We start from the raw sequence: 14,254 nt of genomic DNA, 5'->3' as shown, positions 1-14,254 counted from the left end.
TTACATCTTGCGCACACCGTGGTGACGGGAGGGTGGATCGGTCAGCAGTTTTTTCGCGGTGCGCGGGTCGTTCGGCAACTCGTCGCTGAGGTCCCAGATCTCCAGCATCTTCGCGTACTCGAACGCGTGCCGCGGATCGGCCTGGACCCATTGCTGGAACACCGCCCGCTCCTCGGCGGTGCAGGTTTCATCATTCAGGCGCAGGCACCAGTGCGCGGCCTGGGTGAGGATTTCGTCTTCTGAATCTTGAGGGTTAGAGGGTTTCATCAACCGTTACCTGTGTGACCGATGCAGGCACTCTAACGGAGCAATTGGTAAAAAAACGTCAAAAACAACATCACCAATTCAAATGCCCAAACGTTTTCGAAAAGGACTGTTCGCATGCACCACCTCCAGGCCCCGACCGCTCCACGCACCAACAAACCGATCCGCGAACTGCTGGAATTCTATGGCCTGCGCACCAGCCTGATCCGCCTCAAAGTCATCGACGCCCTGATGGTCGCCGCCCGGGAAGGCCGCAACATCGGCGTGAACGGCACCCACGCCTGGCTTGAGGCCTCGGCGGTGGAGTGTTCGTTCATTAGCGTGCGTGAGGTGTTGAAGCGCTTGTGCGAAGAGCGGGTCATCGATTACCAGGCGGACAAGAGCTACAGCTTTACCGCGCAGGCCTGGGCGATTCTGATGCGCAGTCCAGTCTGACTGTAGGAGCTGCCGAAGGCTGCGATCATTTGATTTTGTTTTTGAGGATCAAAAGATCGCAGCCTTCGGCAGCTCCTACAGGTTGTGCAGACCCTGTGGCGAGGGGGTTTAACCGAAGGTTCCGACCTCCACATCCCCACTACGCACATACCGCGCAACCAGCACACCACCCGGCGTAGTGATGGAATGCTCCAGAACAAACGCCGAAGCCTGCGCATCATCCCCGAACAACCGCTTGCCACTCCCCAGCAGAACGGGATGAATCATCAACCTCAACTCATCCACCAACCCCGCCGCCAACAGCTGACGCACCAGATCGCCGCTGCCCTGTGTCAGTAGTTGTGAACCGTTCTGCTGCTTGAGCGCGCGCGCGGCACCGACGACATCGGCATCCAGCACCCGACTGTTATGCCAATCCAGCGAATCCGGTCGATGAGTAGCCACGTGCTTGGGCACGGCGTTGAACAGGTCGGCGATGGGGTTTTGGGCGTCGGGTTTTATCTGCGGCCAGTAGCCCGCGAAGATGTCGTAGGTACGCCGGCCCAAGAGCAATTCGAAGGGCTCGGCGAACAGATCCATCACTGCCTCGCCGGACACCTCGTCGGCGTAGGGCACGATCCAGCCGCCGAAGCGAAAGCCGTCGCTGCGGTCTTCCTCGGGGCCGCCGGGGGCTTGCATGACGCCGTCGATGGACATGAAGGCGGCAACGATGAGTTTGCGCATGGTGATCTCCTGATTGGATCTGGGCCCGCTTCCTGTAGGAGCGAGCATGCTCGCTCCTACAGGGTTTGGGGCGTGGCCACTAGCAGTAAAGACTGCGGTACGGGGCTTTGCGGGTGCTGGGGCTCCTGCAGTTCGGCCAGGCGCAGGCCGGCCATGTCCAGGGCCCTGATCCAGCTGGACAGGGTGCGCATGTACCACGGCATGGGCTGCCATTGACCCTTGAATCCGGCGAAGGTTTCTTCACGCCAGCCATCCTGATAATCGCCCGCCGCCGCGGTCCACGGATGCAGCGTCTGGATCACCAGCGCGCCGCCGGGGGCGAGCAGGGCGTTCATCGCAGCAAGTAGGGGAATGATGTCCTGGTGCAGCAGGGCGAAATTGGCGCAGATCACGTCGTAATCTGTGCCGATATCCACCTGTGCGTCGACAAGCGTTTCATAGTTCGCCAGATGCACCCGCGAAGAACAAGTTGCCCGCGCCGACGCCACCAGCGTCGCGTCGCCATCCACCCCGACCGCCTCGATCCCGCGTTCCGCCAGCGCCCTTAACAGCCAGCCTTCACCGCAGCCCAGATCCAGCACACGCTCAGGCTGGCGACTCTGAATGGCCAGCAAAATCGCCCGATCAGTCACCTGCTGACGACTTTCGATGGCGCCGCTGCGCACGGCTTCGATCCAGGCTTGGGCGTTGTTCTGCCAGCTCTGCAGCAGGCTGGTTTCCGGGGAGGACATGGGCGCGACCGGCGTGATGGGTTGAATCAACAGGATAGGCCACCCGAAGGTGGCCCGTCCTCATCAAACCCCTTTGGTCGACGGCAGGAGGATGGTCAGGATGCCGAGCAGCGGCAGGAAGGAGCACAGCGTGTACACGTATTCGATGCCATGAATGTCCGCCAGATGCCCCAGCAGCGCGGCGCCGATGCCGCCGAAGCCGAACATCAGGCCGAAGAACACGCCGGCGATCATGCCGACGTTGCCCGGCACCAGTTCCTGGGCGAACACCACGATGGCGGAGAACGCCGAGGCGAGGATGAAGCCGATGATCACGCTCAGCACGCTGGTCCAGAACAGGTCGACATAGGGCAGGGCGAGGGTGAAGGGCGCGGCACCCAGGATCGAGAACCAGATCACTTTCTTGCGCCCGATCTTGTCGCCGATCGGCCCGCCGAAGAAGGTGCCGGCGGCCACCGAACCGAGGAACAGGAACAGGTAAAGCTGCGAACTTGCCACCGACAGGTCGAATTTCTCGATCAGGTAGAAGGTGAAGTAGCTGGTGAAGCTGGACATGTAGAAGTACTTGGAGAACACCAGCAGCGCCAGCACCACCAGGGCAAAGGTCACCCGTTGCTTCGACAGACCGTGGGTCGCCTTGCCGCCCTGCTTGAGCTTGAACAGGTTCAGGTGCGCGCGGTACCAGCGGCTCAGGCCGAACAGCACCAGGATCGCGAACACCGCAAACAGGCCGAACCAGGCCACGTTGCCCTGGCCGTAGGGAATGATGATCGCCGCCGCCAGCAACGGGCCGAAAGCGGTGCCGGCGTTGCCGCCCACCTGGAAGGTCGACTGCGCCAGGCCATAACGACCACCCGACGCCAGACGCGCCACCCGCGAGGTTTCCGGGTGGAAGGTCGAGGAACCGATGCCCACCAGCGCCGAGGCCGCGAGAATCGCCGGGAAATTACCAACGAATGCCAGCATCAGAATGCCGATCAGCGTGCAGACCATCCCGGCCGGCAACAGCCAGGGTTTGGGATGACGGTCGGTGTGATAGCCGACCCAGGGCTGCAACAGCGACGCGGTCAGCTGGAAGGTCAGGGTGATCAGACCCACCTGGGTGAAGCTCAGTCCGTAGCTGGCCTTGAGCAGCGGGTAGATCGAAGGCAGCACGGCCTGGATCAGGTCGTTGATCAGGTGCGCCAGGGCACAGGCACCGATCACTCGCATGACCAGCGGGCTGGTCTGGCTGGCCACCGAGGCGGTGGCAGTAGGGGTCGTCATTGAGGACATTGCACGTCATCCAGGCTGAGTAAGAGCATTGCGTAGATCAGCCGCTATGCTAGATTTCGCGAAATTGCCTGTCTCGCGCGATTCGGGCGCCGACTTTCGTAAAAAGGGCATCATGGACAAATCACTCGAAGAATTTGTACTGGCGATGGACGAAGTGGACTGGCCGGTGTGCACCAGCGCGACCGATTACCCGGAAAACTGGTTCATCAAGCCCCACAGCCACATCAAGCATCAGCTGATCTACGCCATCGAGGGCGTGATGGTGGTGCATTCAGGCTTGAACCAATGGACCGTCCCGCCCAGTCGCGGCATCTGGATGCCCAGCGGCCATGTGCATTCGATCCGCTGCGTGGGTGCGTTGAAGATGCGCAGCGTCTTCGTGCGACAGGAATGTTTTCCGCAGCTGCCGGATGAGACCCGGGCGGTGAGCATTTCGGCATTGTTGAGCGAGCTGATCAAAACCTCGGTGAGCATCGCCGGACCGGTCGACGAGGACTCACGAGAAGCCAGAATCATGCGTCTGATCGTCGATGAACTGACGCTGCTGCCGACCTTGCCGCTGCATTTGCCGCAACCGGTCGATCAGCGCATCCAGGCCATTTGCGCGGCCCTGCGCGAGGACCTCGGCGACAGCTCGACTCTGACCGACTGGAGCCTGCGCCTGAGCCTCGACGCCAAAACCATCCAGCGCCTGTTCCACAAGGAAACCGGCATGACCTTCGGCCAATGGCGCCAGCAGGCAAGGTTGCTCTCGGCGCTGGAGCGCATTGCGCAGGGCGAAAAAATCATCGACGTGGCCGGAGTGCTGGGCTACGACAGCCCGAGTGCATTCAGCACCATGTTCAAGAAACAGTTCGGCACCACGCCCAGTCATTTTTTCAAATGACCTCGCAACCCGGTGACCCCCGACCCCTGTGGGAGCGAGGAAGTTTGGTTATTAGGTAATAACTAAGAACATATATCGCTTTGCTGATTTAAATAAGGCAATTGTTATATGGCCCAACTTCTATCTTTAGAATAATTTGTGATTAGTCACGGTCGCTTTTATGTCTTTATGATCTGTCCCACAACAACTCGTGAGACAGGAGGTAGCTCGATGACTATTCAAATCAAACCCGTTGCAGGTCGAATTGGGGCACAACTCGAAGGCGTAAAGTTGGGCGGCGATATCAGTGCCGAGGACTTCGACTTCATTAACCAGGCATTGCTCAAATATAAAGTCCTGTTCTTCCGCGACCAGCACCTGAACGACGACGAGCACGAAGCCTTCTCCCGCCGTTTCGGCGATCAGGTCCCTCACCCTACCGTGAGATCCGCAGAACAGAGCGCCGCGATCCTGCACCTGGACGCCAAGGAAACCCGCGCCAATTCCTGGCACACCGACGTCACCTTCGTCGCCAACTACCCGAAAGTGTCCATCTTGCGTGGCGTGGTAATCCCACCTTACGGCGGTGACACCGTATGGGCCAATACGGCAACGGCCTACGCCGATTTGCCCGAGCCATTAAAACAGCTCGCCGATAATCTTCGGGTTCTTCACACCAACTTATATGACTACGCCGCACCGCGTAATACCGACGAATCCGGACTCAAACGTTATCGCGAACAGTTCACTGCCGAGATCTACGAAACCGAACATCCATTAGTGCGAGTCCATCCGGAGTCCGGTGAAAGAAGTTTGCTGTTGGGGCACTTCGTCAAACACATTCAGGGCGTGAACACTAACGACTCCAAGCAACTGATTCGCCTGTTCCACGACCGTATCACCCATGTCGACAACACCGTGCGCTGGCGCTGGCAGGAAGGCGATGTGGTGATCTGGGACAACCGCGCCACGCAGCACATTGCGATCAACGATTACGGCGATGCCCAGCGCATCGTGCGTCGCACCACCATCGACGGCGATGTACCGGTGGGCGTGGACGGGCGCCTGAGCCAAGCGCTCAAGCCGAACCCGCAAGCCCGCTCGCCGAAGACCGAAGCCGACAAAAAACACCTCGCCGCCTGACAGGCCAGTCTCATCGATACAAGGAAGGCTCACATGAAGCTCAACCGCATTCGTCTGTTCAAAAAAGGCAGCATCGCAGCAGCTCTGGCTGCGGTACTTGCGATCCCCGTGGCTGAGGCCGATGTGTTGCGCATCGGTGTCGCGACAGCCGGTGGCGGTGATCCGGTGACCTTCAGCGGTTCGCCTCTGGGCATTGTGCGCAATCAGCAACTGCTGGAAAAAGCCTTCGCCGGAACCGGCACCGAAGTGCAGTGGTTCTTTTTCAAGGGCGCGGGGCCTGCGGTCAACGAGGCCCTGTCCAATCAGCAGCTGGACTTCGCCTACCAGGGTGATCTGCCGGCCGTGGTCGGGCGTTCAAACGGACTGGACACCAAATTGCTGGCGGCGCTTGGCGTGCGCGCCAACCTCTACCTGGCGGTGCCCAAAGGCTCGCCGCTCAAAACCATCGAGGATCTGAAGGGCAAGAAAGTCGCGATCTTCCGCGGCACCAACGGCCATCTGGTGATGATCAATCTGCTGGCGGAACACGGCCTCACCGAGCGCGATATCAAGGTCATCAACCTCGATACCGGCAGTTCCCAGGCAGCCCTGATTTCCAATGGCGTGGATGCCGCCTTCGGTGGTCGCGAGTTGTTCAAGTTGCGGGACAAAGGCCTGATCGACATCGTCTACGACAACCCCGAGCAGAACGTGCGCTACACCCGGCAGACGGCACTGGTGGTGCGCGGCGACTACGAAAAGCAACACCCGGACAACGTACAAAAGGTCGTCGATACGTTGGTGGATGCGGCGAAATGGACATCGGACGAGAGCAATCATGACGCGGTCTTCACCGAGTGGGCCAAGAGCAACGACCCCGCCGATTCACTGCGTGCCGACTTCAAGGGCGTCACCCTCAGGGACAGGGCATCGCCCTTGGTCGACGACTTCCTGATCAGCCGCTATCAGGCCGTGGCGGAGCAGGCCAAGGAAGAGAAACTCATCCGCCGGCCGATCAGCATCGATGGCTGGTTCGAGACCAGCTACCTGCACAAATCCCTCAAGGCCAAAGGACTGGAAAGCTACTGGACGCCTTACGGTCCGGACGGCAAACAGCCGGCAGGTAACGCCGTAGCGGCCGCAACGACCGCCAAGCAAGGGAGCTAGACAGATGGCCAGGGCACAGACCGCAAGACTCGAGAAGTATGGGGCGCCGGCGCGGCCGAGCGACAACGTCAAACGTCTTCCACCGTCACCGGTTCGCCCGGCCCGCAAGGTCGAGGTGCCGCGCACATCGGCCTGGTCCCTGAACCTGGGTGACAAGGCTTTGCCCTGGCTGTTGCCGCTGCTGTTGCTGGGCCTGTGGTATCTGGGGGTGGAGCGCGGCTGGCTGTCGGAGCAGGTGCTGCCACCGCCGGCCTACGTTTACCAGGCACTGTCGGATCTGGTCGGCAGCGGTGACCTGTGGCTCAACGCATCGGCGAGCCTGCAGCGGGTGGTGGTCGGATTCGGCCTCGGCGCCTTGCTCGGCGTGGCGCTGGGCCTGGCCATGGGGCTGTCGCGGACGCTGGAGGACTATCTGCTGCCGACCTTCAACGCACTGGTGCAGATTCCGGTGCTGGGCTGGCTGCCGTTCGCCTTGCTGCTGTTCGGCATCGGCGAAACGCTCAAGTACGTGCTGATCGCCAAGGCGGCCCTGGTGCCGATCACCCTGTGCACTTTGCAGGCGTTCCGGCAGGCGCCGAAAAACCTGTTGGAAGTCGGTCGGACCTACGGTTTCAGCCGTCGGCAAAGCGTCACCTCCATCGTCTTGCCGGCGGCGATACCGACCCTGTTCACCGGCTTTCGCCTGGGCTTCACCAAGGCTTGGCTGTCGCTGGTGGTGGTCGAACTGGTGGCCTCCAGTGAAGGGTTGGGATATCTGATCGTCTATGGGCGCCAGCTGTTTCAACTGGATCTGGTGATGGCGGCGGTCGTGGTGGTGGGGACCCTCGGGTTGCTGATCGATCGCGGTTTCGATTACGCCGAGAAGCGCCTCAATCGCGGTCGGCCAGCGCTCGGAGGGCTGCGGTGATGAGTGCGACTCTTTCGATTTCCAACGGCGGCCATCGCTATCGGGGTTGGGTCTTGCCGATCTCCGTCATCGCCCTGTGGTGGCTGGCGTCGAACCTGGGCTGGAGCGAATCGGGGCTGCTGGTTTCGCCGGAAAAAGTCGCGGCAACGGCCTGGGATCAGATCACCTCGGAAAAATTCTGGCGGGCGATTTCGGCGAGCCTGGCGCGCAACCTCAGCGGCTTTTTCATCGGCACCGCGTTGGGACTGGTGCTGGGTTGCCTGTTGGGCCTTTCGCGGCACTTCGAGCGCTTGGTCGGTCCGAGTTTCAACACCTTCAAGCAAATCTCGCTGTTCGCCTGGATCCCGCTGATCTCAGTGTGGTTCGGCCTGGGCGACGTGGCCAAGGTGGTGTTCCTGTCGCTGGCCGCGCTGGTGCCGGTGGTGGTCAACACCTGCGATGGCTTGCGCAACGTGCCGCCCAATCTGCTGGAAGTGGCACGGGTCTACGGCTTCAGCCGCTGGCAAACCATCGTCGGGGTGATGCTACCCGCCGCCTTGCCGTCGATCTTCACCGGGCTGTATCTGGCGTTGGTCTACAGCTGGCTGGCGACCATCGGCGCCGAGTATCTGCTGGTGTCGGGGGAGGGCATCGGCAACACGCTGATCGATGGCAGCGAGCATTTCATGATGGATCTGGTGCTGTTTGGAATGGTGATTATCGGTCTGGTGGGATGGGGGCTGAACGCGTTGGCCCGGACACTTGAACGACGGATGCAGCGCCTGTACGGCATCGCGCCTCGCTGATCGGACTTTGAAAAGGATCGCAATATGAACAACAGCCTCACCCTGGAAAACATCAGCAAGCGCTTCACCTCGCGGCCGGGCAGTTCGACGCAATTGCAGGTGCTGGACAACATCCACCTCGACATCGCCCCCGGCGAATTCATCAGCATCGTCGGTGCCAGCGGCTGCGGCAAGTCCACGCTGCTGCGGTTGATCCTTGGCCTGGACGAGGAGTTCGACGGGCGCATCCTGCTCGATGGCAAACCGATCAAGGGCACCGGCCTTGAGCGCGGCATCGTGTTTCAGGATCACCGGTTGTTTCCTTGGCTCAACGTCGAGCAGAACGTCGCCGTGGGCCTGAAGAATTCGCCGCTGAGTGCCACGCAGAAACGCGACACCGTGCGCGAGCACATCGAACTGGTGGGCCTGCAGGACTTCATCGAGGCCTATCCGCATCAGATTTCCGGCGGCATGGCGCAACGGGTGGCCATCGCCCGCGGGCTGGTCAATCGGCCGAGCGTGTTGCTGCTGGATGAGCCCCTGGGCGCCCTCGACGCCCTGACCCGGGCGCGCTTGCAGGGCGAGCTGCAGAACATCTGGGCCAGGGAAAAAATCACCATGATCCTGGTCACCCACGACGTGGACGAGGCCGTGTTCCTCGGCGATCGGGTGGTGGTGATGCAGCCCAATCCCGGGCGTATCCGACGCATCGTCGACATCGATCTGCCGCGCCCGCGCAACCGCAGTGACCGCCGCTTCATCCACCTGCGCGATGACGTGCTGAGCGACTTTGCCGAGTTGCATTGAGGCGCACTGCCTTATCTTTTTCATCGTCATTTTTAAGGAACGCAAATGTCCGAACGCCAGCTCAGCCTCAACCTGTTCATCTACCCCAACGGTCATCACGAAGCCGCCTGGCGCCACCCGCAGTCGGTGCCGGAAGCGTCCATGGACATCGGCTACTACCAGCAGCTTGCACTGAGAGCTGAGCGGGAAAAGCTGGACGCGATCTTTTTCGCCGACTCGCCGTCCCTGGCCGAAAGCGACCGTGAGGGCCTGCGCATCCGCTTCGAACCGGTGACCTGGCTGGCGGCGATTGCCGCGGTGACCCAACGCATCGGCCTGATCGCCACCGCCAGCACCACCTACAGCGAACCCTACAATCTGGCCCGTTCGTTCAGCGCGCTGGACCACCTGAGCAAAGGCCGCGCCGGCTGGAACATCGTCACCACCTCCCTGGCCGCCGCAGCCGCCAACTTCGGCCTGGACCAGCATCCGCCGGCCCATGACCGCTATGCCAAGGCCGAGGAATTCGTGCAGGTGGTGGGTGATCTGTGGGACAGCTGGGAGGATGACGCGCTGGTGCTGGACAAGACCGCCGGGGTGTTCGCCAACGGCGCCAAGGTGCACTCGATCAACCACGTCGGCACTCACTACCGGGTCAAGGGCCCGTTCAACTCGCCACGCTCGCCGCAGGGCAGGCCGGTGCAGGTGCAGGCCGGCTCTTCCGAGGACGGCCGGGATTTCGCCTCCCGCCATGCCGAGGCCATCTTCACCGCCCACCAGACCCTGCAAAGCGCCACCGAATTCGCCACTGACATCCGCAACCGCGCGAGGGTCGTGGGGCGCGATCCCCGCCAGCTGAAAATCCTCCCCGGCATCAGCCCCTACATCGGCAGCACCGAAGCCGAGGCCCAGCGCAAGTTCGACGAACTCAACGAACTGGTACTGCCCCACGTCGCCCTGGGCCAACTGCGCCGCCTGCTGGGCGTCGACCTGTCGGACCAGGACCTGGACGCACCATTCCCACGACACCTGGTCAACTTCGACGGCGGCGAAAGCCAGGCCAGCCGCTTCAAACTGATCATCGACATCGTCGACCGCGAGAAACCCACCCTGCGCCAACTGATCAACCGCCTGGCCGGCGCCCGCGGGCATTGGGTGCCGGTGGGGACGCCGGTGCAGATCGCCGACTTGATCGAACAGTGGTTCCGCAGTGGGGCGGCCGATGGCTTCAACGTGATGCCACCGGCGTTTCCTGAGGGGTTTGAGGTTTTTCTGGATGAAGTGCTGCCGATCTTGCGCAAGCGGGGGCTGTTTCGGGAGGAATATGCGGGGACGACGCTGCGTGAGCATTACGGACTGAGTCGGCCGGTTTCGCGGTTTGCGCTGAAATCGGCGTGAGCCTGTAGAAGGAGCATGGCGAGCAGGCTCGCTCCCACAGGGGTTGCAGTCTCCGGCATTGGTTTACTGGTTCAGACGATAAGTCGACTGCACCAGCCCCGAAGCAAAGCTGCGGCTGGAGACCAGCTTCAAATCAACGTCGTGGGGCAGGGCGCCGAACAGGGGCCAAAGATCGCAGCCTTCGGCAGCTCCTACAGGTTTTGTGGAGGTTCGCTGGCGTTGTGATCGACCAGAGAACCTGTAGGAGCCGAGCTTGCTCGCGAAGAGGCCGGCACATTCAACATGGATGCTGACTGACCTGACGCATTCGCGGGCAAGCCTCGCTCCCACATGTTTCAGTGCGCCGCCTTGGCCTCGAGGCGCTGAACAAAGCGCTGCAAATCGATGATCGCGCGCTCTACGTGCGGGACCGTGTGACGATCGGCCACGACCAGGGTCGCGCGGTGAATCAATCCCGGAGAAAGCGGTGTCGCGTGCAGGTCGCTCATAGCCGTCCGATCCTCATGTTGATGGGCCAGGTGATCGCGTGCCGGGTCTCGGGGGCGCCCCAGAGGTTGGCGATGTCGGTGGCGAAGGTGTGGAGCAGGTCCTCCCGGCCCGATTCCCGGGCGCTGCGGATGGCCGACCAGGTGGAGACGTAGCCGAGAAATTCGTCGAGGTTCCACTCGAGGTGGATGGCGATCTCGGGGGACTCGAGCTCGGTGAAGGGGAAGTCGATCGTCGAGTATCCGGTGTCCACCAGCTTGCGTTCGGCGGGCCAGAAGGGGCCGATTTCATTCCAGTAGAACTGCTCGAAACGGGCGCCGAGTTCACCGTCCATGCGCAGCACGCCATAGCTGATCAGCGCGAGTATTGCGTCGCGCTCCGCCACCCGGCGAACCTCGTCGTAGAACCTTGGCAGGTCGAACCAGTGAGCGGCCTGGGCGGCGGTGATGAGGCTGGCGCTGCGGCTCAGGAGGGGGAGGTCTTCGGCCCGGGCGCAGGCGTAGCTGACATTGGTTTGCGGCTCGGCATGATTAACCTGTTCGGCGCTCGGGTCGAAGCCGATCACCTCGCGGAAATGCCCGGCAAGCTGCTTGGTCAGCTGGCCGTTGCCACAGCCGACATCGACGGCCAGGAAGGTATTGGGCGCCAGCGATGCCAGGTACGTCGACAGTTGCGGTGGGTATTCCGGGCGAAAGCGGGCGTAGGCCTGGCCGCCCTGGTCGAACCAGTTCTTCGATTCACGGTTGAGACTATTCATGGTGGGCAACGTCCGCTGTGAGTTGCTGTTTGGCTTGATTCAGGCGCTCGGAGAATCCGCGGTTTTCAAGGGCTTTCGCCGCTTCTTCCAGGACCCGGCGCAACGGATAGCCGATTTCCTCCTCCAGATGCTCGATGGCCTCGAAGGTGGCGAACCAGTGGGATTTCAATTGCTTCACCACGGCGCTGCCGGCGGGGGTCAGCTGGATGACAGTCTTGCGGCCATCGACGCCGCGCTGGCGGGAAATCAGGCCGTCGACGTCCATCTGGCTCACGGTCTGACTGATTGCACCCTGGGTCAGGTGGGTGCGGGTGGTGATCTCGGTGACGGTCTGCGCGCCGGAGCGGATCGCCCGCAATACCGGGGTGTAGCGCGCCCGGTAGGTCAGGCCCATGTGCTGGTAATGCTCCTCGGCGCCGAACTCCACCAGTTCCGAAACATAACGCAGAAGCTCGCCGAGGCCGGGCTCGTTCAATCTGTTCATGGGGTTACTCCACAAGGCGTGGAGGGGAAGTTACATTAGCGCTAATGTAATTTGCAAGCCGGGCCTGATGTGTGGAGCCTCATAAAAGATCGCAGCCTTAAAACGGCACACCGATATTCTGCACAACCCCACCCAACACCATCCGCGTAATCGTCCCCGCCGCACGCTCATAGTCCGCATCATCCGGCTTCTCCGCCCCCCGGATCAGCGACATCTGCCACCCCAGATTGGTATAGGTCCGGGTCGCCGACCAGATGAACAGCATCAGGTGTTCAGGATCCGCTGGTGCGATCAGGCCGCGGTCGATCCAGCCGCGCAGGTGATCGATGTTGCGCTGGGCCTCTTCGTGCAGCAGGTCCTTGTACTTGTCGGGCAGGTGCTTGCCGCCGAACAACAGTTCGTGGCTGAAGACCTTCGAGCTGAGCGGGTTCTCCTGAATGATCCGGATCCGCGCCTTGATGTAGGCCTTCAGGCCCACCGCCGGGTCGTCGCTTTCCCTGAGCGCCGCCGAAGCCTTGAGCAGCGGCCCGACGAAACTCAGCAGCACGTGGGCGTAGAGGTTTTCCTTGGTCTGGAAGTAGTAATAGAGGTTGGCCTTGGGAATCCCCGCGCGCGCCGCGATGTCGCGGGTCTGGGTGGCGTCGAAGCCGGACACTGAAAACTCTTCGCTGGCAGCCTTGAGGATCCGCAGATGGTTTTTCTGGCGGATGCTGGGCTTCTTCAGGAACTGGTCCAGCGCGCTGGAGGGATCGCCGATTTGGGTGCTGGAAATGTTCATCATGTCGGGTTCAAGCCTGGCTCACGGCTTTATCTTTGTAATTGAGTATCGCAATATACAAAAATATATAGCGCGTGGCCTGCGCTTTCTTACCAAGGGAAGGAATGATGAATACGGTCCTGAAAAACAAAGAAGCAGTCGGCGAGCATTACCAGCTGGAAACCATGCGTTACGCCCAGCAGATGACCTGGAAGGCCATCGAGCGCATTGCCGCCGTCATCACGCCCGGCATGCACGAATCCGAAGCGCAGCTGCGCGCCAAGGAGATCCTGGCGGAACTGGGCATGGACCGTATCTGGCACCCGCTGCTGGTGCGTTTCGGCGCCAATACCCTCAAGACCTTCAAGCAGCGCTCCGAGGGCGATCCCGTGCTGGGTGAAGACGACATTTTCTTCATCGACATGGGTGTGGTCTGGCAGGGGCACGAAGGGGATGCCGGGGCAACCTTCACCACCGGCTCCGACCCGCAAATGGCCGCCTGTGCCGCGGCGGCCAAGGAACTGTTCGACCGCGTCGAGCGCTTCTGGCGCAGCGAGCGGGTCTGCGGCGTGGCGCTATACGATTTCGCCGCCGCCCAGGCAAACGCCATGGGCTGGAAGCTCAACCTCGACATCAAGGGCCATCGGGTCAGCGACTTTCCTCATGCAATTTATCGCGGCGGTGACCTTGGCGACCTGGATCAGTACCCGAACAACGGCCTGTGGATTCTGGAAATCCAGCTCGCCCATCCCGAGCGGCCGTTCGGTGCGTTTTACGAGGATCTGCTCATCTGATCGGAATGTCGGATGGCTTGTGGGGGACGGTCTAGGGTTGTTCCAAGGAAGCCATCGCCCTGATCAAGGCGCCGTGGGTCATGCTGATGACCGAGTCCAGCGACATCCGCCTCTGCGCACGCAATTGCCTGAGCGGCAAGGTGCTGAGCGTCAATGACGGGGCGGTCAATGCCGAGGTGGTCATCGAGTTGGCCGGTGGGTCGAAGGTCTATTCGATCGTGACCCGTGATGCCGTGGCGGAGTTGGGGTTGAAACCGGGTGTGAGTGCTACGGCGGTGATCAAGGCGTCGCACATCATTTTGGGTGTGCCGGCGTGATTTGATTTGCAGGCCTCGAAAAGATCGCAGCCTTCGGCAGCTCCTACATTGGAATGCGTTCCCCTGTAGTGGTTGAAGGCTGCGATCTTTTCAAACCATACCCCTCAGGTATCAAAAACCACCCAAACGATATTAGACGCTGACAGAGGCCCACCCTTAGCCTGTGCTCCGGCAGGTTTTCCTGCGCCCGAAAATTACAAAAATCGTCTGATGGATCGGAGC

Annotated in this window: 17 protein-coding genes and 1 pseudogene; 10 read left to right on the top strand and 8 right to left on the bottom strand. The window is 61.3% G+C overall.

Annotated elements, in window-relative coordinates:
* Entirely contained in the window at nucleotides 1-267 is a 267-nt protein-coding gene (locus HNO86_RS23135) for a DUF4880 domain-containing protein (RefSeq protein ID WP_175379247.1), read from the bottom strand.
* A gap of 114 nt (nucleotides 268-381) precedes the next feature.
* Here HNO86_RS23135 and HNO86_RS23130 point away from each other — a divergent pair, with 114 nt between their 5' ends.
* The gene (locus HNO86_RS23130; protein ID WP_175379246.1) at nucleotides 382-699 is read left to right on the top strand and encodes a fe2+ zn2+ uptake regulation protein; all 318 of its coding nucleotides are present in this window, start codon (nucleotides 382-384) and stop codon (nucleotides 697-699) included.
* A gap of 108 nt (nucleotides 700-807) precedes the next feature.
* Here the strand turns inward: HNO86_RS23130 and HNO86_RS23125 are convergent, their stop codons facing one another.
* The 3 genes from HNO86_RS23125 to HNO86_RS23115 all read right to left on the bottom strand — a co-directional run bounded on the left by HNO86_RS23125 (nucleotide 808) and on the right by HNO86_RS23115 (nucleotide 3,428).
* Nucleotides 808-1,422 carry a dihydrofolate reductase family protein gene (locus HNO86_RS23125; RefSeq protein WP_175379245.1) on the bottom strand — a complete coding sequence of 205 codons (615 nt, stop codon included), beginning with the start codon at nucleotides 1,420-1,422 and terminating at the stop codon, nucleotides 808-810.
* Nucleotides 1,423-1,478: 56 nt separating this feature from the next.
* Nucleotides 1,479-2,153 (bottom strand): bifunctional 2-polyprenyl-6-hydroxyphenol methylase/3-demethylubiquinol 3-O-methyltransferase UbiG, encoded by a 675-nt coding sequence (locus tag HNO86_RS23120; protein ID WP_175379244.1) that lies wholly within the window; start codon nucleotides 2,151-2,153, stop codon nucleotides 1,479-1,481.
* 63 nt (nucleotides 2,154-2,216) lie between these two features.
* Entirely contained in the window at nucleotides 2,217-3,428 is a 1,212-nt protein-coding gene (locus HNO86_RS23115) for an MFS transporter (protein WP_175379243.1), read from the bottom strand.
* 112 nt (nucleotides 3,429-3,540) lie between these two features.
* Here HNO86_RS23115 and HNO86_RS23110 point away from each other — a divergent pair, with 112 nt between their 5' ends.
* From HNO86_RS23110 to HNO86_RS23080, 7 genes are all read left to right on the top strand, one after another.
* Entirely contained in the window at nucleotides 3,541-4,314 is a 774-nt protein-coding gene (locus HNO86_RS23110) for a helix-turn-helix domain-containing protein (protein WP_175379242.1), read from the top strand.
* Between the two features lie 210 nt (nucleotides 4,315-4,524).
* Nucleotides 4,525-5,436 (top strand): TauD/TfdA family dioxygenase, encoded by a 912-nt coding sequence (locus HNO86_RS23105; protein WP_175379241.1) that lies wholly within the window; start codon nucleotides 4,525-4,527, stop codon nucleotides 5,434-5,436.
* A 33-nt stretch (nucleotides 5,437-5,469) separates the two neighbouring features.
* Nucleotides 5,470-6,582, top strand: coding sequence for an ABC transporter substrate-binding protein (locus tag HNO86_RS23100; protein WP_175379240.1), 1,113 nt, complete (start codon nucleotides 5,470-5,472; stop codon nucleotides 6,580-6,582).
* Between the two features lie 4 nt (nucleotides 6,583-6,586).
* The gene (locus HNO86_RS23095; RefSeq protein WP_175379239.1) at nucleotides 6,587-7,489 is read left to right on the top strand and encodes an ABC transporter permease; all 903 of its coding nucleotides are present in this window, start codon (nucleotides 6,587-6,589) and stop codon (nucleotides 7,487-7,489) included.
* The gene (locus HNO86_RS23090) at nucleotides 7,489-8,274 is read left to right on the top strand and encodes an ABC transporter permease (RefSeq protein WP_175379238.1); all 786 of its coding nucleotides are present in this window, start codon (nucleotides 7,489-7,491) and stop codon (nucleotides 8,272-8,274) included. Before HNO86_RS23095 ends, HNO86_RS23090 begins: the two co-directional genes overlap by 1 nt.
* Before the next feature lie 24 nt (nucleotides 8,275-8,298).
* The gene (locus tag HNO86_RS23085) at nucleotides 8,299-9,060 is read left to right on the top strand and encodes an ABC transporter ATP-binding protein (protein ID WP_175379237.1); all 762 of its coding nucleotides are present in this window, start codon (nucleotides 8,299-8,301) and stop codon (nucleotides 9,058-9,060) included.
* A 45-nt stretch (nucleotides 9,061-9,105) separates the two neighbouring features.
* Nucleotides 9,106-10,437, top strand: coding sequence for an LLM class flavin-dependent oxidoreductase (locus tag HNO86_RS23080; RefSeq protein WP_175379236.1), 1,332 nt, complete (start codon nucleotides 9,106-9,108; stop codon nucleotides 10,435-10,437).
* 335 nt (nucleotides 10,438-10,772) lie between these two features.
* Here the strand turns inward: HNO86_RS23080 and HNO86_RS23070 are convergent, their stop codons facing one another.
* From HNO86_RS23070 to HNO86_RS23055, 4 genes are all read right to left on the bottom strand, one after another.
* Complete coding sequence (locus HNO86_RS23070) at nucleotides 10,773-10,925, bottom strand: hypothetical protein (protein ID WP_175379235.1); 153 nt, start codon at nucleotides 10,923-10,925, stop codon at nucleotides 10,773-10,775.
* Nucleotides 10,922-11,680, bottom strand: a complete 759-nt coding sequence (locus tag HNO86_RS23065) for a class I SAM-dependent methyltransferase (protein WP_175379234.1) — start codon at nucleotides 11,678-11,680, stop codon at nucleotides 10,922-10,924. Before HNO86_RS23065 ends, HNO86_RS23070 begins: the two co-directional genes overlap by 4 nt.
* Nucleotides 11,673-12,164: a MarR family winged helix-turn-helix transcriptional regulator gene (locus tag HNO86_RS23060; RefSeq protein ID WP_175379233.1), complete on the bottom strand. Its 492-nt coding sequence runs from the start codon at nucleotides 12,162-12,164 to the stop codon at nucleotides 11,673-11,675. Before HNO86_RS23060 ends, HNO86_RS23065 begins: the two co-directional genes overlap by 8 nt.
* 97 nt (nucleotides 12,165-12,261) lie before the next feature.
* Nucleotides 12,262-12,945, bottom strand: coding sequence for a TetR/AcrR family transcriptional regulator (locus tag HNO86_RS23055; protein ID WP_175379232.1), 684 nt, complete (start codon nucleotides 12,943-12,945; stop codon nucleotides 12,262-12,264).
* 104 nt (nucleotides 12,946-13,049) lie between these two features.
* Between HNO86_RS23055 and HNO86_RS23050 the strand changes: the two genes are divergently transcribed.
* Together HNO86_RS23050 and HNO86_RS23045 are read left to right on the top strand one after the other, a co-directional pair.
* Nucleotides 13,050-13,715 (top strand): M24 family metallopeptidase, encoded by a 666-nt coding sequence (locus tag HNO86_RS23050; RefSeq protein WP_175379231.1) that lies wholly within the window; start codon nucleotides 13,050-13,052, stop codon nucleotides 13,713-13,715.
* A gap of 44 nt (nucleotides 13,716-13,759) precedes the next feature.
* Nucleotides 13,760-14,032: pseudogene (locus HNO86_RS23045) on the top strand (molybdopterin-binding protein); the annotation flags it as partial.
* Between the last annotated feature and the right edge of the window lie 222 nt (nucleotides 14,033-14,254).

This window comes from Pseudomonas sp. C1C7 (assembly GCF_013359595.1).
Classification (GTDB): Bacteria; Pseudomonadota; Gammaproteobacteria; order Pseudomonadales; family Pseudomonadaceae; genus Aquipseudomonas.
The sequence above is the reverse complement of the archived record's forward strand: the minus strand, read 5'-3'. Positions and strand labels throughout refer to the sequence as shown.